This is a genomic window from Bradyrhizobium sp. BLXBL-01 (assembly GCF_051853025.1).
GTDB lineage: Bacteria > Pseudomonadota > Alphaproteobacteria > Rhizobiales > Xanthobacteraceae > Bradyrhizobium.
Map to the genome: position 1 here is coordinate 7,884,563 of NZ_CP182471.1, position 20,224 is coordinate 7,904,786.

Here is a 20,224-nt window from a genome sequence, read left to right on the forward strand (position 1 = left end):
GCCGGCCCGGCCGGCAGACCGAGACCCGCCGGCATGTCCGGCAGACCAAGAGATGCCGCGCCGATGAAAATCGATCCGATCCACCAGTTCAACATCGAGCCTCTCTTCACCCTGGGCCATATCGGCAATCACACGATCGCCTTCACCAATTCGTCGCTCTACATGCTGGTCGCGGTTGCGATCATCTCGATCCTGATGCTCGCCAGCGGCTCGCAGCTGGTTCCCGGGCGCCTGCAGTCGGTCGCCGAGATCTCCTACGAGTTCGTGGCCTCGACCATCCGTTCGACGGCCGGCGCGGAAGGCATGAAGTTCTTCCCGCTGATCTTCTCGCTGTTCATGTTCATCTGCGTCTCGAACCTGGTCGGCATCATCCCCTACACCTTCACGGTCTCGAGCCACCTGATCGTCACCGCCGGACTGGCGCTGCTGGTCTTCTTCACCGTGCTGATCTACGGCGTCGCCAAGAACGGCATGAAGTTCTTCAAGATTTTCGTTCCCCACGGCGTCCCCGGCTACGTCCTGCCGCTGGTCATGTTCATCGAGGTCCTGTCGTTCTTCCTGCGGCCGGTCTCGCACAGCATTCGTCTGTTCGCCAATATGCTGGCCGGCCACATCGCGCTGAAGGTGTTCGCGGGCTTCGTCGCCATGCTGGGCTTCTCGCTCGGCGCCATCGGCTGGGTCGGCGGCGTGCTGCCGCTGGCGCTCACGGTCGCGCTGTACGCGCTCGAGATCCTGGTCGCGTTCCTGCAGGCTTACGTGTTCGCGATCCTGACCTGCATCTACCTCAACGACGCCATTCATCCGGGACACTGAGCGGTCCGGGGAATTTCCACCCACAACCCAATCTTTCTTCCAAGGAGTCTAAAATGGATCCGGCAGCAGCAAAACTTATCGGCGCGGGCATCGCGTGCATCGGCATGGGCGGTGCGGGCGTCGGCGTGGGCGTGATCTTCGGCAACTACCTCGCAGCGGCCGTTCGCAACCCCTCGGCCGCTCAGGGCCAGTTCGGCAACCTGATCTTCGGCTTCGCCGTGACCGAAGCGCTCGGCATCTTCTCGCTGCTGATCGCGCTGCTTCTGCTGTTCGTTTTCTAAAGGAACGACTTCTTCCGCGCCGCTTCATCCGAAGCGGCGCGTGACAGCAACAGGAGTACTCCATGGCCGAGAGTCATGGCGGGGCAAAAGGACCGGCGGCAGGTGCCCACACTGAAGCCGATGGCGGTCATCACAGCGGCGGCTTTCCGCCGTTCGAGAGCAGCACCTTTGCTTCACAGCTGGTGTCGCTCGCGATCTTCTTCGTCCTGCTTTACGTGATCGTGTCCAAGCTCGCGCTGCCGAAGGTCGGCGGTGCGATCGAAGCACGCCAGAACAAGATCGAGGGCGACCTCGGCGAGGCGCAGAAGCTGAAGGACCAGTCCGAAGCTGCGCTGAAGGCCTATGAAAGCGAGCTCGCCTCGGCGCGTTCGCGGGCGCAGGCGATCGGCAACGAATCCCGCGACAAGGCGAATGCGCAGGCGGACGCCGAACGCAAGGCATTGGAAGAGCAGCTGACGGCCAAGCTCGCCGAGGCGGAGAAGACCATCGCCTCGACTCGCACGGCCGCCATGAGCAACGTCCGCGGCATCGCGGCCGACGCGGCAGGCCAGATCGTGCAACAGCTCACCGGGGTCATTCCGGATGCCGCCTCGGTCAATGCCGCCGTTGACGCGTCCTTGAAGGGTTAGTCGAGATGTTCTTCGATCCTGAAACCTGGGTCGCCGTCGCCTTCGTGATCCTGATGATCGTGTTCGGCTATCTCGGCGTCTTCAAGTCGGCGATGACCGCGCTCGATCATCGCGCCGCCCGCATCAAGGCCGAGCTCGACGACGCCGCACGCCTGAAGCAGGAGGCGGCCAAGGTGCTCGCCGACTACAAGGCGCGCAGTGCCACGGCCGAGCGCGAGGCTGCCGACATCATCGCCAACGCCAAGGCCGAAGCCGAGCGCATCGCTGCCGACGCCAAGGCGAAGATGGAAGACTTCGTCGCCCGCCGCACCAAGACCGCCGAGAGCAAGATCGCGCTGGCCGAAGCCCAGGCACTGGCCGACGTCCGCGCGGCAGCCGCGGAAGCCGCCGTCCAGGCTGCCTCGACCATCCTGTCGCAATCGGTCAAGGGCCAAGTTGCCGACGACCTGCTCGCCAAGGGCATCAACGAAGTCCGGCAGAAGCTGAACTGAGGAATTTGCCTCACCCAATCAAAAAGCCGGCGCGATGAGCGCCGGCTTTTTTTGTTTGTCGGGTAACAGCATCCACAATCGCGGTGTCATCACCCGCGGAGGCGGGTGATCCAGTACGCCGAGGTTTCTCGGTTCAAGCACCGCGGCCTCTGGAATACTGGATTGCCCGCCTTCGCGGGCAATGACAGCTGAGATTGCCGCAAGACCTCAGGTTACTTCTTCTTCCGCGCCTTCGGTTCGGGCGAGAGCGCCTGCGGGTCGAAACCGACATAGAAGATGTAGTTATCGGCGACGGCGGGCGCCGGTGTCGGATAGGCTAGATCCTCGGCGACAAAGGTGAAGGGCACGCTGCCGCCTTCCGACATCGCGACCGTGGTCCGGTAGGCTTTCGAGGCGATCACCTTCTCGCCGACGCCGCCCTGCACGACGGCGATGCGCAGCGGCACCTCGACGGAGGCAGGCGCACCGGCGGGGCCGGCGATGACGCGGCCCTGGATGCCGATCCGGGCCGTGATGCCAGCGCTGCTGCGGGAGCATTCGCGCGCCATCTTGGTGATCGAGGCCTGGAAGCGGATGTCATTGCCGACGGCCGGCTTGCCACTGGCGCCGACCGCGTAGGTCGAGGCCCCCGCGCGCACCGTGACCTGCGGGCAATCGAGGTCGTCTTCGGCCGGCTGCCCGGGCGCAGGCGCCGGCTTCGGCTCGGCCGGCTCGTCGGACTTGCCGCCGAACAGGCTCTTGAAGCGGTCGCTCAATGACTGCGCCGCCGCAGGCGAGACAGACGCCAGCGCAACCGACAACGCCAGTGCGATCCCCGTTCCCAGTCGCAACGCATTCCGCGATGACCGAAGCTCCTGCACCATCGACGCCCGTACTCCATGACAATTGCCCGGCCGATCGCCGGCCGCGGCACGCGGTTATATCGCCAAAATCGGCGAACCCAAGGCAGCAAAAAGGGGGACTCGGCCGCACCAGACGGCCGCTCAGCCGCGGAAATCCTCGTGCAGCAGGCCGAACAGCAGGTGATCCTGCCAGACCCCGTTGATGCAGAGATAACGGCGCGCCAGGCCCTCGCGCGAGAAGCCGCACTTCTCCAGCACCCGGATCGACGGCGCGTTGGTGGGGATGCAGGCGGCCTCGACCCGGTGCAGGTTGAGCTCGCCAAACAGCGTCGGCAGCAGCACCCGCAGTGCGGCCGTCATGTAGCCGCGATGGGCATAGGGCTGGCCGACCCAATAGCCGATGGTACCGGCCTGCACGATGCCTCGCCGGACATTGGCGAGCGTGATGCCGCCGACCAGGGCACCGTCGAGCTCGCGGAAGATCAGAAAGGGATAGGAGCGGTCCGCGGCGATGTCCTCGGCATAGCGGCGCAGGCGGCGGCGGAAGCCGGACCGGGTGAGATCGTCAGACGGCCAGATCGGCTCCCAAGGCGTGAGATAGTCGCGGCTGGTCTCGCGCAAATGCGCCCATTGCAGGAAGTCGGACATTTGCGGCGCACGCAGGAGCAGCCCGTTGCCGCGCGGCGCGAGGGCGGCGGGTCCACTGGATGGCAGGCGAAAGAGGGCCATGGTGATGCTTCCCGGGGCGAGGCAGCCCGCGCGCGGCTCCTAATGCAGCCGCGCCTTGGCGCGCGCCCGGGTCAATCCTTCCGCAAAAGACACCGCCGTGTCCAGACCCCTGCCGCTGCCCAAAGCGACAACCGCTGGCCGGCTGCGCGACAGCAGCGCACGGGCCGCGTCCCGCGCCGATTCGATGCTGACGGCATCGATCCGGGCGACCAGTTCCTGCACCGTCTGCGGCCGTCCATAGGCCAGCACATGCCGGGCAAGCTGCTCGGCGCGGGAGGAGCAGCTCTCCAGGGCCATCAGCAGACCCGCCTTCATCTGCGCCTTGGCCCGGGCGATCTCGGCCTCGGTCAGCGTCTCCACCGAATCGTTCATGATGTCGACCACGACCTCCATCATCTCCGGAGCGTCGGCGGGATCGGTGCCGGTATAGAGGCCGAAGAAGCCGGTGTCGGTGTAGGGCGCGTGGAAGGTGTAGATGGAGTAGCAGAGGCCGCGCTTCTCGCGCACCTCCTGGAACAGGCGTGACGACATTCCGCCGCCGAGGATGTTGGTGAAGACCTGGAGCGAGAACAGCGACGGATCGGACTGCGGCACGCCCTCGAGCGCCAGCGTCAGATGCGCCTGCTCGAGCTCGCGATGCACCACCTTGGTGCCGCCCTGGCCGAATTGAGCGGCCTGCGGCTTCGGCCCCGGCGTCCCCTCGAAGCTCGCAAAACGCTTTTCGACCTCGGCGACGACTTGGGCGTGATTGACCGCGCCGGCCGCCGCCACCACCATGTCCGGCCCGCGATAATGCGTCGAGAGATAGCCGCGCAGCATGTCGCGGTTGAAGGCGCGCAGCGTCTTGGCGGTGCCGAGCAGCGAGCGACCCATCGGCTGGTCGGGATAGCAGAGCTCGTTCAGATGCTCGAACACGACGTCGTCGGGCGTGTCCTGGGCGGCGCCGATCTCCTGCACGATGACGTTCTTCTCGCGCTCCAGCTCGTCGGGCTCGAAGGCGGGATTGGCGAGGATGTCGGCGAGCACGTCGAGCGCGAGCGGCACGTCGGCCTTCAGCACCCGCGCATAATAGGACGTGGTCTCGGTCGAGGTGCCGGCATTGAGGTCGCCGCCGACCGCCTCGATCTCCTCGACGATCTCGCGCGAGGAGCGCTTGGTCGTGCCCTTGAACGCCATGTGCTCCAAGAGATGCGAGATGCCGTGCTCGTTCGGCTTCTCGTCGCGTCCGCCGACACCGGCCCAGACGCCGAGCGCCGCCGTCTCGAGGTGGGGCATCTCGTCGGTGACGACGGTGAGGCCGGAGGCAAGCTTGGACATCTCGACGCTCATCCGGCAACTCCCTGCTTTGCGGCGCGGCTGGCGGACAGCACGAACCGCTCGACCTCGGCCTGATCGTTCTTCATCACCCTCATGTGTTCGGATTTGGTCATCAGGCCGTCGAGCCAGGCCGGCAGTTGCGGCCGCTGGCCGCAGGCCGCCTCGACGGCGTCGGGGAATTTGGCCGGATGCGCGGTGGAGAGCACGATGCTCGGCACCCTCGTATCGGTGGTGTCACGGTCCGCGACGGCGAGCGCCACGGCGGTATGGGGATCGACCAGCTCGCCGGCTTCGCGCCAGGCAGCGCGAATCGCAGCCGCAGTCTCGGTCTCGTCGGCGCGCCCGGCATCGAACTCCTCGCGGATCGCGGCGAGTGTCGCATCGGGCAGCACGAAGCGCCCGGACTGCTTCAGCTGTTCCATCAGGCGGCGCACGCCGGCGGCATCGCGCCGGCCGGCCTCGAACAGCAGCCGTTCGAAGTTCGAGGAGATCTGGATGTCCATCGACGGCGATGCCGTCGCGTGCACCTCGCGCACCTCGTAGATGCCGGTCTTCAGCGTGCGCGCCAGGATGTCGTTGACGTTGGCGGCGATGCGCAGGGTGCGCACCGGCAGCCCCATGCGCTTGGCGACGTAGCCGGCAAAAATGTCGCCGAAATTGCCGGTGGGAACGACGAAATCGACCGCGCGCGCCGGCGCACCGACCGCGACGGCGGAGGTGAAATAGTAGACCACCTGGGCGACGATGCGCGCCCAGTTGATGGAATTGACGCCGGAAAGCGAGGTCGCATCGCGGAAGCGATGGTTGTTGAACATCCCCTTCACGAGCGCCTGGCAGTCGTCGAAGGTGCCTTCGATGGCGAGCGCATGGACGTTGGCCGCGCCTGTCGTCGTCATCATCCGCCGCTGCACCTCTGAGATGCGGCCGTGCGGAAACAGCACGATGAGATCGACGTTCTCGAGGCCGGCAAAGGCTTCGACCGCGGCGCCGCCGGTATCGCCTGACGTCGCGACCACGATCGTGGTGCGCTGGCCGCGCTTTTCGAGCACGTGGTCCATCAGCCGCGAGATCAGCTGCATCGCCACGTCCTTGAAGGCGAGCGTCGGACCGTGGAACAGCTCCAGCACGAACTGGTGCGGCGACATCTGGCGCAGCGGCACCACCGCAGGATGGCGGAAGGTGGCGTAGGCCTCGTTCGCCATGCGCCCGAGCTCGGCGTCCGATATCTCGCCGCCGGCAAAGGGACGAATCACGTCGACCGCGACTTCCCAATAGGGACGGCCGAAGAAGCCGGCGATCGTCTCGCTCGGGAGCTGCGGCCACGCCGCCGGCACATACAGGCCACCGTCGCGGGCAAGGCCGGTCAGCATCACGTCACAAAAGCCGAGTTCGGGGGCTTCGCCCCGGGTCGAGATATAACGAGTCAAACTGCCCTCCAAAGGCCGGCCGGTCCGAAGCTCGACCCTTAAGCCTTTGATTCTACGTAGTTACTTGTCAACAGCCAGAGGCTTTGAGCCACCATAGAGTGTTTTGCGGCATCGGGAAACCGCTTCCGGCCTTCCCCTCGCCCAATGAAAAAGGGCTGCGGCATTGCCGCAGCCCTTCTCTTGGAAGGTCTGTCGTTGTGTGCAGACCGGTTTGCTTCGTCGGCGTCGTCGCCCCTCAAAACTGTTCCGGCAAGCTTTCGTCGCCTGTCACGAAATCGTCAAGGCCAAAACCGCACGTCTCGAAAATGTTCCTATTCTTCCCGACTCGGCTCAGGGCTCGTCCGACGCAGGCACAGCCCAATCTCGGCAATGAATTCCGCTTTTTCCCGCATGAGCCATGGGAACGAATACAGCCTCGGCCCATTGTGTCGGCGGATGGGTGTCAGCCCGTTGTCCATGCATTGCCCGGCCAGCGGCGGCGTCGATCCGTCGGCCGAACCGCTGCATCCTGAAGCAGCCGGTTCGGTCGCTGGCAAAGGTCAGTTCAACCCGATTTCCACTGCGATCCGGATCAGGTCGGAATGGTTCTTGGCGCCCAGCTTCTGCTTGAGCAGGGACGTGGTGTTGGCGACGGTCTTGTAGGAGATGCCGAGCGCCTCGGCGACCTCGACGATCTTGTCGCCGCGTCCGAGCAAGCGGAGAATTTCGAGCTCCCGCGGCGTCATCTGCGAAGCCGGGTTGGCCTTGATCGCCGCGCCGGAAAACGTCACGGCTTCCGCAAGCTGCGGTGAGATGAAATTGTCGCCCGCCACCACCTTGCGCACCGCTTTCAGCAGGATCCTGGGGTCGTCGCCCTTGGAGACATAGCCTTGCGCCCCGAGCTCGACGGCCCGCACCACGAAGGCCGGATCGTCGTTCATGCTGAACATGATGATCTTGGCGTCGGGATCATCCTTGCGGATGCGTCGCATTAGCTCGAAACCGGAGACGTCGGGCAGGCTGATGTCGATCACGGTGACGTCGGGCCGCTTGCTGACATAGGCGCGATGCCCGGATTTGGCGTCGGTCGCCTCGTCGATGCGGATTGAATGGTCGGATGCGAACAGGGTGCGGCAGCCGGACAACACCACGGGATGGTCGTCGACGATCAGGACCCTTGTCGCCAGCTTGGCGGTATCTTGCATCGCGCACTCTCTGTTTTCTCGACTCTTAGACCGGCGGGAATAAATGGAAAGAGCAAATTCCGCCGATGCGCGTTAGAATTGACCTAATGTGGCACCGACTTTCGTTCCGGACACAATTGTTTCTCCCGCTCGGCGCCAGTTTTCTCGCGGCGCTGGTCCTGGGCGGCGTGCTGCTCCAGGTTTTCGCGACCGGCCAGTTGGCGGAGGAGAGCGAGCCGCGACGGCGTTCGACGGAGGCGGTCGCCGCCGCGCTCAACAACGCCTTGAGCGCTTCGGACAATCCGCGGCAGACCCTCGACGCCTTTGTCCATTCTTTGGACACCTCCTCCGATATCCAATTCCGCCGCCTGGGAGCAGGTCCCGCGCCACCGGCGAAGGACGACCTGCGCAAGCCGCATGGCGTGCCGCAATGGTTCATCGACCTTCTCGCTGTTCCCAACATGGACACGGCATTTCCGGTGATGATCAACGGTAAGCGCGTTGGCGACATCGTATTTCTGCAGGACCTGTCGGCCGATCTGTTCGAGAAATGGATTGGCCTTCTAGCGCTCGCCAGCCTGCTCGCCGCGCTCATGGTTCTTATCGGCACGATTGCCTATGTCTTGTCGGGATCGGTGCTGCGCCCCCTGCAGGATCTCGGCGAAGGTCTCACGCGAATACGACGGGGCGACTACACCAGACCGATACCGGTCGGGGGCCCGCCGGAAATCCGGCAGAGCTGCGAGGAGGCGAATGCGCTGGCTGCAACGCTGGCGCATTTGAGCCAGGACAATCGCGATCTGATGCACCGCCTGGTGTCGCTCCAGGATGACGAGCGGCGCGATCTCGCCCGCGAGCTGCATGACGAGCTCGGCCCCCTGCTGTTCAGCATCCGCGCCGGCACGATCGCGCTGAGCGAGGCCTCCCAGCCGCAGGGACATCTCGGCAATTCGGCACAGGACCTGCTGCAATCGGTCGAGGCACTGCAGCAGACCAACCGCCGCATCCTCGACCAGCTGCGACCGCTCTATATCGAGGAACTCGGCCTTTCGAGCAGCGTACAGACGCTGCTGCGGAATTTTCGCAAGCAGGCACCTCATATCGTCCTGACGGACGCGATTGATCCCGATCTCAGCGGGATCGGCGGACCGCTGGCGCAGACCGTCTATCGGGTGATCCAGGAGGCACTGACCAACGTGCTGCGACATGCCAACGCCGGCAACGCCCATGTGCAGGCGACGGTCGCCGACAAGACGCTCGTCGTCGAGATTTCCGACGACGGCGGCGGTTTTCCTGCGGGCAATGTCTTCGGCCGCGGCCTGACCGGCATGCACGAGCGCGTGCGCGCGCTCAGCGGATCGCTATCGCTGTTGCGCGTGGATGAGCGAACTTACGTGCGCTGTCGCCTTCCGGCGGAGACGATGCGGGACGCGCCAGCACCAGGCTAGTTCAGCACGCGCAGCCGTGATGCGCATTCTGTCGCGCCGGCTCGCACAGCGTGCTGCGGATCTTGCCATCCGGGCTGAAGCGGAACGAGGCCTGAATGCGCAGCGCGCCGGCGACGGAATATTCGAGGTCGACGCCGTGGGACGCGGGATGGATCTCTTCCAGCCCGAAGCCAGCCAGCGAGAAGGTGCTGAGCCGCGGCTGCCAATAGATTTCAAGCTCGCTGCGGCCGCGATAGCGTTCCGTGCCGTTGCACGTGCATTCGAGCTCGGCATCGTCGGCATAGAGGTCGAGCAGCGTCGCAAGATCGCCTCTCCGACAGGCATCCACCCAGTCGACGACAATTCCCATCTGATCGAAATCGCTCACGCCGAAATCCTGTCTGCCGCGAGAAATCTTGAAGACGGCTTAGGACCACACTCGTGAATGTCCGCTGAATAATAAAGTCCGGGCGATTCCGGGTTCCACATCAGGGAATCTACGGAGTGACGGAACTCTGCCGCCGTCCTCGCAGCCAGACCGCGAATGCGATCAACACCGCGCCCGCGAGCGTGAACCAGGTGATCGCGTATTGCAGGTGATCGTCCTTGAGATTCACCACGAGCGGCCCCGGGCGCGGAATGCCGTTCGCCGGCGCGGGCTGCTCGAGATCGATATAGAACGGCGCAACCGCACCCCAGCCCAGCGCGCTTGCGATTGCCAGATGATCGCGCACGAACCAGAGCCGCTTGTCGCGATTCTCCGCCGGTGTCAGCCAGCTTGGCGCCTCGGGAAAGCGCAGATAGCCGGTAAGCGACACCGGTTCGCCCGTGACGAGCTTCTTCACCGCGCGATCCTCGACGCCGCGGTCCTGCATCGTATTCTCGACGAAGCCGGCGTCGATCACGAGCATCTCGCCGCCGGGAAGCCGCGCCGGCAGGAACGCCCAGGTGCCCGGGCCGGAGGCGTCCTTGCGCACTGCCGAGCCGGAGGAATAGACCATCGCATCGGGCAGGGCTGCGTAAGTCGCGGTGAAGCTGACGCGGCGGAATTCATCGCGGGCGGGATTGAGCGCGGCCCATTGCGCGGACGGCGGCAGCGCGACGGGCGCCGCCGCAATCCGCTCGGTGAGTGCCGCAATCAGCTCGTGCTTGGCCGTGCGGCGCTGCAGCTGCCAGACACCGAGGGCGACGAACACGGCCGTCAGGAACAGCGTGAACAGCGCGAAGCCGGTCACGCGGGCCTTGCGCGCAGGCTCGGTCATTTCGCGCGATCGACCAACCGGCCCGGCGCCGCCTTGTGATGGAATTGCAGCGCGATCAGCAGCGACTTCATCGAGCGCAGCGGCAACAGCGTGGTGGCGAGGATCAGCGGCAGCCAGAGCACGGCATGCAGCCAGTATGGCGGCTGGTATTTGACTTCGACGATGAGTGCGCAGGCGACGACGATGCCGCCGGCCAGCATGATGATGAAGATCGCCGGACCGTCGCCGGAATCGATGAAGGCATAGTCGAGCCCGCAACGGTCGCAAGCGGGCGCGAGCGTCAGAAAGCCCGCGTAGAGCTTGCCCTGGCCGCAGCGCGGGCATCTGCAGGCAAGCCCGCGCAGCGCGCTTTGCAGGACCGTGGTTTCGGACTGGGGTGTGCCGGCACTGTCGTTCATGAGGACGGACTCTATCACAGTTTCCGGAGAAGCTTCCGGCGGCCGGAAAACGAAAGGGCGGCCCTGCGGCCGCCCTTCCCGATCGCTTCGATACGGCTCAGTGCGCAGCGTGGGCCATGGTCTCGGCGCCGCGTCCCCAGACGTAGATGCAGAGGAACAGGAACAGCCAGACCACGTCGACGAAGTGCCAATACCAGGCGGCGAACTCGAAGCCGAGATGCTGCTTCGGCGTGAAGTGGCCGGCATAGGCGCGGAACAGGCAGACCAGCAGGAAGACGGTGCCGACCAGCACGTGGAAGCCGTGGAAGCCGGTCGCCATGAAGAACGTCGCGCCGTAGACGTTGCCGGCGAAGGAGAACGCCGCGTGGCTGTATTCATAGGCCTGCACGCAGGTGAAGAGCGCGCCGAGCACGACGGTGAGGATCAGGCCGTATTTCAGGCCCTGCCGGTCGTTCTCGAGCAGCGCATGGTGCGCCCAGGTCACGGTGGTGCCTGAGGTGAGCAGGATCAGCGTATTCAGCAGCGGCAGATGCCAGGGATCGAAGGTCTCGATGCCCTTCGGCGGCCAGGTGCCGGGGACCGCGCAAGCGCCGGGCTGCGTGCCGAGGCCGCAGCCGAACACGGCGTCACGGGTGGCGTGAACGGCATCGGCCGGAAACAGCGCCGCGTTGAAGTAAGCCCAGAACCAGGCAACGAAGAACATCACCTCGGAGGCGATGAACAGGATCATGCCGTAGCGGTGATGCAGCTGCACGACGCGGGTATGGTCGCCCTTGTACTGGGCTTCCTTGATCACGTCGGCCCACCAGCTCGCCATGGTGTAGAGCACGCCCACAGTGCCGACGCCGAACACGATCGGCGCCGCGGAGAACATGTGGTGCATCCAGGCGATGGCGCCGACCGCCATGATGAAAGCCGAGAGCGAGCCGACCGCCGGCCAGGGAGAGGGATCGACCAGATGATAGTCGTGATGCTTGGTGTGCGCCGTGGCCATTTCCGTCTCTCTCCTCAATCCCGTGCCTGTCAGGCACTTATCCCCTTGTGTCCGACCGCCTGAGCGTGAGCCCTGCGGTCAAAGATTTCCCTTGCGCTTGTCGCCCTCGCCCGATGCCAGCGGCTTCACCACCGGATCGCGCACCGGATAGAACGTGTAGGACAGCGTGATCGTGTTCAGCCCGTCGTTCTCGCGGTCGTCGGCGATCGCCGGATCGACGTAGAACACGACCGGCATCTCGCGCTTCTCACCGGGCGCCATGGTCTGCTCGGTGAAGCAGAAGCAGTTGATCTTCTGGAAATAGGCGCCGACCGTCAGCGGCGCGACGTTGTAGGCGGCCTGGCCTGCAGTGGCGCGCGCCGCCTGGTTGGTCACGGTATAGAAGACCGTCACGACCTGGCCGATATTGACCTCGATCTCGCTCTGCTCCGGCTCGAACTTCCAGGGCAGGCCGGGCGCGACGTTGGAATCGAAGCGCACCGAGATCTTCCGCGCGATCGGGCCCGTGGCCGGCGCGGAGGTCGCCACTTGCGTCGTGCCGTTGAAGCCGGTGGCGCGGCAGAACCAGTTGTAGAACGGCACCGCCGCGTAGGAGGCGCCGACCATCAGCGCGACCACGCCGCCGCAGATCGAAGCAACCACCACATCGCGGCCCAGCCCGCGTGCCTTGCCCGGCTTGCGATGGCCCGGCTTGGCGCTGACGTCCTGCGATATGGTCCGCTGGTGATCCATGTTTCCTACATCGGCCGCACGAGCACTGCCGGCCCCTTGACCATGGTGACGGCGAAGAACAGCACCACCAGCACGCCGAGCGCCAAAGCGATGGCGATGGAGCGATGACGGCGGCTCTTCTGCTGCGCCTCGGTGAGGACGATTCCTTCTGGCTCGCGTTTGTCGGCCATCGCGGTGATCATGCGCCCCCAACCATCGGAGCCAGCGCGCGGAACACGACCTCGGCCAGCAGGGTCGCAAACAGCGCGAACAGATACAGGATCGAGAAGGCAAACAGCTTGCGCGTCGCGCGCAGCGACTGGCTGCGCTCACGGCGCAGATAGACGTTGATGGCGAGCACCAGCATGCCGGCACCGAGGATCAGCGAGACCACGCCGTAGACGGCGTCGAAATAGCCGAGCGCCCAGGGCGCGGCGGCGACCGCGATCAGCACGATGGTGTAGAGCAGGATCTGCAGGCGCGTCGCGTCGGGGCCGGCGACGTTGGGCAGCATCGGAATGCCGGCGCGCGCGTAGTCGTCGGAGCGGAACAGCGCCAGCGCCCAGAAATGCGGCGGGGTCCAGAAGAAGATGATGGCGAACAGCAGCAGCGGCTCGACGTCGACCGTGCCCGTCACCGCGGCCCAGGCCACCACCGGCGGCAGCGCGCCGGCGGCGCCGCCGATCACGATGTTCTGCGCGGTCCAGCGCTTCAGCCACATGGTGTAGATCACGACGTAGAAGAAGATGGTGAAGGCGAGCAGCGCGCCCGCGACCCAGTTGACGAGGATGCCGAGCGTCATCACCGAGAAGAAGGCGAGCGTCATGCCGAACGCCATCGCTTCAGGGCGGGTGATGCGGCCGCGCGGGATCGGCCGGTTCGCCGTCCGCGACATCTTGGAATCGATGTCGCCTTCGAGCGCCATGTTGAGCGCCCCGGAGGCGCCGGCGCCGACCGCGATGCAGAGCAGCGAGGTGATTGCCAGCACGGGATGGAAATGCCCCGGCGCCATCGCCATTCCGACCAGCGCGGTGAAGATCACCAGCGACATCACCCGCGGCTTGAGCAACGCGATGTAGTCGCCCACCTCCGCTTCGGAGATGCGGGGATTGATGTCGGCGGCGTGGTGGTCGAGGACAGACACTTAATTCAACTCGCTTCGTTATAGCGCCGCGGCGCCCGTCACGGGCGCCGCGGGAGATCGATCACTGCACGCGGGGCAGCACTTCGAACTGGTGGAACGGCGGCGGCGAGGACAACGTCCACTCCAGCGTGGTCGCGCCGGCACCCCACGGATTGTCGCCCGCAGGCACCTTCTTCATGTAGGCGTCGAGCACGCAGTAGAGGAAGATCAGCACGCCGAAGCCGGAGATGTAGGAGCCGACCGACGAGACCAGGTTCCAGCCCGCAAAGGCATCGGGATAGTCGACGTAGCGGCGCGGCATGCCCGACAGGCCGAGGAAGTGCTGCGGGAAGAACACCAGGTTGACGCCGATGAAGGTGACCCAGAAGTGCGCCTTCGCGAGCGCTTCATTGTACATGTAGCCCGACATCTTCGGGAACCAGTAGTACCAGCCGGCGAAGATTCCGAACACCGCGCCGAGCGACAGCACGTAATGGAAGTGCGCGACGACGTAGTAGGTCTCCTGCAGCACGCGGTCGACGCCGGCGTTCGCCAGCACGACGCCGGTCACGCCGCCGATCGTGAACAGGAAGATGAAGCCCACCGCCCAGATCATCGGTGCCCGGAACTCGATCGAGCCGCCCCACATCGTGGCGATCCATGAGAATATCTTCACGCCGGTCGGAACCGCGATGACCATGGTCGCGGCGACGAAATAGGCCTGCGTCGCCGAGGACATGCCGACCGTGTACATGTGGTGCGCCCACACCACGAAGCCGATGCCGCCGATCGCGACCATGGCGTAGGCCATGCCGAGATAGCCGAACACGGGCTTGCGCGAGAAGGTCGAAACGATCTGGCTGATCATGCCGAAGGCGGGCAGGATCAGGATGTAGACCTCGGGGTGGCCGAAGAACCAGAACAGATGCTGGAACAGCACGGGGTCGCCGCCGCCGTCGGGCGCGAAGAAGGTCGTGCCGAAATTGCGGTCGGTGAGCAGCATGGTGATCGCGCCGGCGAGCACCGGCAGCGACAGCAGCAGCAGGAACACCGTCACCAGGATCGACCACACGAACAGCGGCATCTTGTGCAGGGTCATGCCCGGCGCGCGCATGTTGAAGATCGTGGTGATGAAGTTGATGGCGCCGAGGATCGACGAGGCGCCGGCGAGATGCAGCGACAGGATCGCGAAGTCGACGGCCGGCCCCGGATGGCCGGAGCTCGACAGCGGCACGTACATGGTCCAGCCGGCGCCGACGCCGTTGGCGCCCGGCTCGCCCTCCACGAAGGTCGACATCAGCAGCAGCGCGAAGGACGCCGGCAGCAGCCAGAACGAGATGTTGTTCATGCGCGGGAACGCCATGTCCGGCGCGCCGATCATCAGCGGCACGAACCAATTGCCGAAGCCGCCGATCATCGCCGGCATGACCATGAAGAAGATCATGATCAGGCCATGCGAGGTCACGAACACATTGTAGGTGTGGGTCTCGTGGAAGACCTGCACGCCCGGATACATCAGCTCGGCCCGGATCGCGATCGACATCGCGGCACCGATGATGCCGGCGATGACCGCGAAGACCAGGTACATCGTGCCGATGTCCTTGTGGTTGGTCGAATAGACGTAGCGCCGCCACCCGGTCGGATGGGCGTGCTCGTCATGTCCGTGGGCTTGCGCGTGATCGCCGTGTGCCGCTGCGCTCGTTGCCATTTTCAAATCCTGCCTTGCGTCCCATTCGGACCTTTGGAGGTCCCGCCCTTTTATCGCTTTCAGTCCCTGAAAGCCGTCACCCGTCGCTTACTGCGTCGGGCCGGCCGCGGAGGCGTAGGTGCTGGTGCCGCCGCTCGCATATTTCTTCTTCGCCGTCTCGACCCAGGAGGCGAATTCCTGGTCGCTCACCACACGCACGGCGATCGGCATGAAAGCGTGGTCCTTGCCGCAGAGTTCAGAGCACTGACCGTAGTACATGCCGGTCTTGGTGGCCTTGAACCAGGTCTCGTTCAGCCGGCCCGGGATGGCGTCGATCTTGATGCCGAAAGCCGGCACCGCGAATGCATGGATGACGTCGGCGCCAGTGGTCTGGACACGAATCACCTTGTTGACCGGCACCACCATCTCGTTGTCGACACCGAGCAGGCGGGGCTGCTTGTCCTGCGCCATCAGCGAGTCGAACTCGAACTTGCCGTTATCCGGATAGGCATAGGACCAGTACCACTGCTTGCCGGTCGCCTTGATGGTCAGATCCGCCTTCGGCACGTCGAGCTCCAGGAACAGAAGCCGGAACGACGGCACCGAGATGCCGACCAGGATCAGCACCGGAACGAGGGTCCAGGCCACCTCGATCAGCGTGTTGTGGGTGGTCCGCGACGGCACCGGATTGGCCTTCGCGTTGAACTTGACGACCACGATCACGAGCAGCGCGAGGACGAACAGCGTGATCAGGGTGATCAGCACGAAGAGGAAGTTGTGGAACCAGACGATGTTGTCCATCACCGGGGAACCGGACTGCTGGAGCGTCCACTCCCACGGCGCCGGCTGCCCGAGCTCGGCCAATGCCGCACCACCCGTCGCCAACGTGACGCCAGCCGCCACCACGGCGATGGTGGCCAATCCCAGCAATTGCCGGCCCACCCGACCCATCGACATCCTCATGTCGTTCGCGCTCCCCTTCCGAAATCACCCCAAGTGCATTCCCCTGCTTCCGGGAAACGCTTATTCGATCCGCCAGTCCGACAAACCGCCACGCAAGAATACCTCTAAGAGGAATCGGGGCCAGATCGCTAGAGCGCGAAATCAAGCCTCTCAAACCATAATTCTTGATCTATCGCAATGCAGTCTTGAGCCCCGTCTGCCAGGCATCACCGGCAAGATATTTCCCAGCAAGATCAGACAAAAATACCGTTTCCCGGGACGCTGCGGCTTGACAGCGGAATTGCCCGCGGTAGGCACTTGCAGACAGCCAGGCAGGAACCTGATTCGTGCCGGCAATGGCGGTGTGGGCGGCGCGGAATTTGCTTGGGAATCGCCTTCAAGACGCCGTCATTTCCGTATCAGTCCGCCAGATCAGTCCGCCAAGCGCGAGCAACCCAGGCGAGCAGAGGGACCGACCCGATGGGGCTTTCGAGATCGATGGCAAGGCCGGCGAACGGCCTCCCGGCGCTCGCCGCCCTCCTGGCTGCGATCGTCCTGCTGGCGCTTCCGGGGCTCGCCCATGCGCAGGGCGCGGTGCGCTCCGTCCATGGCGACTGGCAGATCCGCTGCGACACCCCGCCGGGCGCCCAGACCGAGCAATGCGCCCTGATCCAGAGCGTGGTGGCCGAAGACCGCTCCAATGCCGGCCTGACCGTGATCGTGCTCAAGACCGCCGACCAGAAGAGCCGCCTGATGCGCGTGGTCGCCCCGCTCGGGGTGCTGTTGCCCTCCGGCCTCGGGCTCAAGCTCGACAACCAGGACGTCGGCCGCGCCGGCTTCGTCCGCTGCCTGCCCAACGGCTGCGTCGCCGAGGTCGTCCTGGAGGACAAGCTGCTCGGCCAGCTCCGCGGCGCCAAGACCGCGACCTTCATCATCTTCGAGACCCCGGAAGAAGGCATCGGGTTCCCGCTCAGCCTGAACGGGCTCGGCGAGGGCTATGACAAGCTGCCGTAGCGCGTCACACAGCCCCGAGCCACCTATTCGCCTTCACCATCGGCTCCGTCATGGCCGGGCTTATCCCGGCCATCCACGCGCCACCGCGATCGAGGACAGACGTGGATGCCCGGGACAAGCCCGGCCATGACGACTGAGAGTGTGGCGCACGCCTTTGCCCGATCGTTATTGCGAGCGCGGCGAAGCAATCTAGACTGTCTCGGCGGAAAGAGTCTGGATTGCTTCGCTGCGCTCGCAATGATGGAGCGTGGGCAACCACCTGCCCAACAATTCGCGACCTCACGCCTTGTCGACGCGATAGAGTTCGGAGTCACACCAGCCGCAGCGATAGATGCGGCCTCTGCCGGCCACCGGCGCTACCAACGCCTTGCGCCGGCACGTCACGCAGACGACGCCTTCCGCCGTAGCGCATCCGGGGTGGGCTGCAAGGTAATCCTCGCGGGAGGGATATGACGTCCACCGGCGACGGTAGGCGAACTGATTGAACAGCAGCACCAGAGCCAGCGCGGCAAAGCCGATGATCAGGCCGTGATACTGATCCCAGAACAAAAGCAGGGAATTCCACATGCTCTGCCGGCGGCTCCGACCCAGGGTTCGCCCGTCATAGCCTGGAAAGCCTGAAAGCCGGCTTAAGGGGAAGTCTCACCTATCGTTTCCGTAATGTGACGGCCCGCCCCTCGCGGAACCGATCCAAAACCATTATCTTGCCCCACATCTTCCGATAATGGACGGACGCATGACCAATCCTGCCACGACCTCCCTGCTCGACCGCGCCAATCTCGACCGCGACCAGGTTCGCAGCGAGGTCGCGCGCGGGCTCTCGGGCGCTGACGACGGCGAACTGTTCCTGGAATACAGCCAGACCGAAGCGCTGATGTTCGACAATGGGCGGCTGAAGCAGGCGACCTACGACACCTCGCAGGGTTTTGGCTTACGCGCGGTCAAGGATGACGCGGTCGGTTACGCGCATTCCTCGGACGTGTCGCTGCCGGCGCTGATTCGCGCGGCCGACGCGGTTGCGGCCGTGCGCGGCGGCTACTCCGGCAGCTTCTCGGCGCCGCCCCCGCATACCAATGTCCGCCTCTATGGCGACGACAATCCGCTGGATGCGCCGGGCTTCGAGACCAAAGTAAAACTGCTCGCCGAGATCGACGCTTACCTGCGCGACAAGGATCCGCGGGTACGGCAGGTCAGCGTCAGCCTGGGCGCGACCTGGCAGGTCGTCGAGATCCTGCGGCCCGACGGCGAGAGCTATCGCGACGTCCGTCCGCTGGTGCGCGTCAATATCTCGGTCGTCGCCGGCCAGGGCGATCGCCAGGAGAGCGGCAGCAAGGGCTATGGCGGCCGCGCCGGCTATGCCGAATTCATCGAGAGCAAGAACTGGCGCGAGGCCGCCGACGGCGCGCTGCGCGAGGCGCTGGTCAATCTGGAATCGATTCCGGCTCCCGCCGGCGAGATGGACGTCGTGCTGGGCGCCGGCTGGCCCGGCGTGATGCTGCATGAAGCCGTCGGCCATGGCCTCGAAGGCGACTTCAACCGCAAGAAGGCGTCGGCCTTCGCCGGCCTGATGGGCCAGCAGGTCGCGGCCAAGGGCGTCACCGTGGTCGACGACGGCACCATTGCCTCGCGCCGCGGCTCGCTCTCGATCGATGACGAGGGCACGCCGACCAACCGCACCGTGCTGATCGAGGACGGCATCCTGGTCGGCTACATGCAGGACCGCCAGAACGCGCGGCTGATGAACATGAAGCCGACCGGCAACGGCCGCCGCCAGGGCTATGCCCATGTGCCGATGCCGCGCATGACCAACACCTACATGCTCGCGGGCGACCGCGACCCGGCCGAGATCATCGCCTCGGTGAAGAACGGCGTGTTCGCCGCGAATTTCGGCGGCGGTCAGGTCGACATCACCTCGGGCAAGTACGTGTTCCAGTGCACCGAGGCCTACAAGATCGAGAACGGCAAGATCGGAGCGCCGCTCAAAGGCGCCATGCTGATCGGCAACGGGCCGACCGATTTGCATCGCATCCGCATGATCGGCAACGACCTCGCGCTAGATACCGGCATCGGCACCTGCGGCAAGAACGGCCAGGGCGTGCCTGTCGGCGTCGGCCAGCCGTCGCTGCTGATGGAGCGCATCACGGTGGGTGGAACGGGCGCATGAGCATCGAAAAGGCAACGGTCACCCCGAAGCGGAAGACTAGCGGCTGGGGCGGCCAACTCGTGCAGCTCGCCGGCATCGTCGCCGCCGTGTTCATCGCCAAGGGCGCGCTCGCCGAGCCGTTCTACGTGCCGTCGGGCTCGATGGAGCCGACGCTTCTGATCGGCGATGCGCTGCTCGCCTCGAAATTCCCCTATGGCTACGGCACCTCGTCGCTGCCGATTCAGATCAGCCTGCCCGAGAGCGGCCGCGTCTTCGCGGAGACGCCGAAGCTCGGCGACGTCGTCGTGTTCCGCTGGCCCGGCGATCGCTCGCAGGCCTGGGTCAAGCGCGTCGTGGGTCTGCCCGGCGACCGCATCCAGATGCGGCAGGGCCAGCTTTTCATCAATGACCGTCCGGCCGAGCTGAAGCCCGATGGCGTCGGCGCCGCCGAGGACGACCATGGCGGCAGCGAGCCCGCCTATCGTTATGTCGAGACGCTGCCGAACGGCGTCTCGCATCTGATCTTCAAGATGCGCGACAGCGGTCCGCTCGACAACACGCCCGAGGTGACGGTGCCGGCAGGGCATCTGTTCGTGCTCGGCGACAACCGCGACAATTCGGCCGACAGCCGCGTGCCGCTGCGCTCCGGCGGCGTCGGCCTGTTGCCGATCGACAATCTGATCGGCCGTGCGGACGCAGTGGTCGGCTCCTGGGATCTCGGCATGCGTAGCCAGCCGGTGTGGACCTGGCTGTCCGGATTCAGGCTGGCGCGATTCTTCACCGCCGTGCACTGAGCGGTAACGTAGATCGGTAGGGTGGGCAAAGCGGAAG

At 65.2% G+C, this 20,224-nt stretch carries 23 protein-coding genes; 8 read left to right on the plus strand and 15 right to left on the minus strand.

Going from position 1 to position 20,224, the window contains the following annotated elements:
* The first annotated feature begins 63 nt into the window (after positions 1-63).
* From ACNJYA_RS36490 to gspM, 4 genes are all read left to right on the plus strand, one after another.
* Positions 64-813: a F0F1 ATP synthase subunit A gene (locus ACNJYA_RS36490; RefSeq protein WP_439364827.1), complete on the plus strand. Its 750-nt coding sequence runs from the start codon at positions 64-66 to the stop codon at positions 811-813.
* A 53-nt stretch (positions 814-866) separates the two neighbouring features.
* On the plus strand, positions 867-1,094 hold the full coding sequence (locus tag ACNJYA_RS36495) for a F0F1 ATP synthase subunit C (protein WP_018643436.1): 228 nt from the start codon (positions 867-869) through the stop codon (positions 1,092-1,094).
* Positions 1,095-1,156: 62 nt separating this feature from the next.
* Complete coding sequence (locus ACNJYA_RS36500; RefSeq protein ID WP_172786055.1) at positions 1,157-1,723, plus strand: F0F1 ATP synthase subunit B; 567 nt, start codon at positions 1,157-1,159, stop codon at positions 1,721-1,723.
* Between the two features lie 5 nt (positions 1,724-1,728).
* Entirely contained in the window at positions 1,729-2,214 is a 486-nt protein-coding gene (gene gspM, locus ACNJYA_RS36505; protein WP_172786056.1) for a type II secretion system protein GspM, read from the plus strand.
* Between the two features lie 212 nt (positions 2,215-2,426).
* Here the strand turns inward: gspM and ACNJYA_RS36510 are convergent, their stop codons facing one another.
* The 5 genes from ACNJYA_RS36510 to ACNJYA_RS36530 all read right to left on the minus strand — a co-directional run bounded on the left by ACNJYA_RS36510 (position 2,427) and on the right by ACNJYA_RS36530 (position 7,713).
* A complete protein-coding gene (locus ACNJYA_RS36510; protein ID WP_439364828.1) occupies positions 2,427-3,077 on the minus strand; it encodes a hypothetical protein in 651 nt (216 codons plus the stop codon).
* A 120-nt stretch (positions 3,078-3,197) separates the two neighbouring features.
* A complete protein-coding gene (locus ACNJYA_RS36515) occupies positions 3,198-3,785 on the minus strand; it encodes a GNAT family N-acetyltransferase (protein ID WP_035996611.1) in 588 nt (195 codons plus the stop codon).
* A 39-nt stretch (positions 3,786-3,824) separates the two neighbouring features.
* On the minus strand, positions 3,825-5,114 hold the full coding sequence (locus ACNJYA_RS36520; RefSeq protein ID WP_172786058.1) for a M16 family metallopeptidase: 1,290 nt from the start codon (positions 5,112-5,114) through the stop codon (positions 3,825-3,827).
* Positions 5,111-6,529 (minus strand): threonine synthase, encoded by a 1,419-nt coding sequence (gene thrC / locus ACNJYA_RS36525; protein WP_212256149.1) that lies wholly within the window; start codon positions 6,527-6,529, stop codon positions 5,111-5,113. The genes ACNJYA_RS36520 and thrC overlap by 4 nt, the downstream gene beginning before the upstream one ends.
* A 539-nt stretch (positions 6,530-7,068) precedes the next feature.
* The gene (locus ACNJYA_RS36530; RefSeq protein WP_172786060.1) at positions 7,069-7,713 is read right to left on the minus strand and encodes a response regulator transcription factor; all 645 of its coding nucleotides are present in this window, start codon (positions 7,711-7,713) and stop codon (positions 7,069-7,071) included.
* Between the two features lie 86 nt (positions 7,714-7,799).
* Between ACNJYA_RS36530 and ACNJYA_RS36535 the strand changes: the two genes are divergently transcribed.
* Complete coding sequence (locus ACNJYA_RS36535; RefSeq protein ID WP_439401679.1) at positions 7,800-9,140, plus strand: histidine kinase; 1,341 nt, start codon at positions 7,800-7,802, stop codon at positions 9,138-9,140.
* 1 nt (position 9,141) lies between these two features.
* Here ACNJYA_RS36535 and ACNJYA_RS36540 read toward each other — a convergent pair whose 3' ends face one another.
* From ACNJYA_RS36540 to coxB, 9 genes are all read right to left on the minus strand, one after another.
* Positions 9,142-9,507, minus strand: a complete 366-nt coding sequence (locus ACNJYA_RS36540) for a nuclear transport factor 2 family protein (protein WP_172786062.1) — start codon at positions 9,505-9,507, stop codon at positions 9,142-9,144.
* A 109-nt stretch (positions 9,508-9,616) separates the two neighbouring features.
* Positions 9,617-10,381 carry an SURF1 family protein gene (locus ACNJYA_RS36545; RefSeq protein WP_212256147.1) on the minus strand — a complete coding sequence of 255 codons (765 nt, stop codon included), beginning with the start codon at positions 10,379-10,381 and terminating at the stop codon, positions 9,617-9,619.
* Positions 10,378-10,779 (minus strand): DUF983 domain-containing protein, encoded by a 402-nt coding sequence (locus ACNJYA_RS36550; RefSeq protein WP_172786064.1) that lies wholly within the window; start codon positions 10,777-10,779, stop codon positions 10,378-10,380. The genes ACNJYA_RS36545 and ACNJYA_RS36550 overlap by 4 nt, the downstream gene beginning before the upstream one ends.
* A gap of 97 nt (positions 10,780-10,876) precedes the next feature.
* Positions 10,877-11,773 (minus strand): cytochrome c oxidase subunit 3, encoded by an 897-nt coding sequence (locus tag ACNJYA_RS36555; protein ID WP_172786065.1) that lies wholly within the window; start codon positions 11,771-11,773, stop codon positions 10,877-10,879.
* Between the two features lie 78 nt (positions 11,774-11,851).
* A complete protein-coding gene (locus ACNJYA_RS36560; protein WP_439364830.1) occupies positions 11,852-12,505 on the minus strand; it encodes a cytochrome c oxidase assembly protein in 654 nt (217 codons plus the stop codon).
* 5 nt (positions 12,506-12,510) lie between these two features.
* Positions 12,511-12,687 carry a CoxF protein gene (locus ACNJYA_RS36565; protein WP_212256145.1) on the minus strand — a complete coding sequence of 59 codons (177 nt, stop codon included), beginning with the start codon at positions 12,685-12,687 and terminating at the stop codon, positions 12,511-12,513.
* The gene (locus ACNJYA_RS36570; protein WP_172786067.1) at positions 12,684-13,628 is read right to left on the minus strand and encodes a heme o synthase; all 945 of its coding nucleotides are present in this window, start codon (positions 13,626-13,628) and stop codon (positions 12,684-12,686) included. Before ACNJYA_RS36570 ends, ACNJYA_RS36565 begins: the two co-directional genes overlap by 4 nt.
* 61 nt (positions 13,629-13,689) lie before the next feature.
* Positions 13,690-15,315 (minus strand): cytochrome c oxidase subunit I, encoded by a 1,626-nt coding sequence (ctaD, locus tag ACNJYA_RS36575; RefSeq protein ID WP_172786068.1) that lies wholly within the window; start codon positions 15,313-15,315, stop codon positions 13,690-13,692.
* A gap of 87 nt (positions 15,316-15,402) precedes the next feature.
* Complete coding sequence (coxB, locus tag ACNJYA_RS36580; protein ID WP_172786069.1) at positions 15,403-16,257, minus strand: cytochrome c oxidase subunit II; 855 nt, start codon at positions 16,255-16,257, stop codon at positions 15,403-15,405.
* 459 nt (positions 16,258-16,716) lie between these two features.
* Here coxB and ACNJYA_RS36585 point away from each other — a divergent pair, with 459 nt between their 5' ends.
* On the plus strand, positions 16,717-17,250 hold the full coding sequence (locus tag ACNJYA_RS36585; protein ID WP_172786070.1) for an invasion associated locus B family protein: 534 nt from the start codon (positions 16,717-16,719) through the stop codon (positions 17,248-17,250).
* A gap of 279 nt (positions 17,251-17,529) precedes the next feature.
* On the opposite strand, the gene ACNJYA_RS36590 is transcribed toward ACNJYA_RS36585, so the two are convergent.
* Positions 17,530-17,817 carry a hypothetical protein gene (locus tag ACNJYA_RS36590; RefSeq protein ID WP_439364831.1) on the minus strand — a complete coding sequence of 96 codons (288 nt, stop codon included), beginning with the start codon at positions 17,815-17,817 and terminating at the stop codon, positions 17,530-17,532.
* A gap of 169 nt (positions 17,818-17,986) precedes the next feature.
* Here ACNJYA_RS36590 and tldD point away from each other — a divergent pair, with 169 nt between their 5' ends.
* Entirely contained in the window at positions 17,987-19,414 is a 1,428-nt protein-coding gene (gene tldD, locus ACNJYA_RS36595) for a metalloprotease TldD (protein WP_439364832.1), read from the plus strand.
* Positions 19,411-20,187 (plus strand): signal peptidase I, encoded by a 777-nt coding sequence (gene lepB, locus ACNJYA_RS36600; RefSeq protein WP_172786072.1) that lies wholly within the window; start codon positions 19,411-19,413, stop codon positions 20,185-20,187. The genes tldD and lepB overlap by 4 nt, the downstream gene beginning before the upstream one ends.
* Positions 20,188-20,224: the final 37 nt, after the last annotated feature.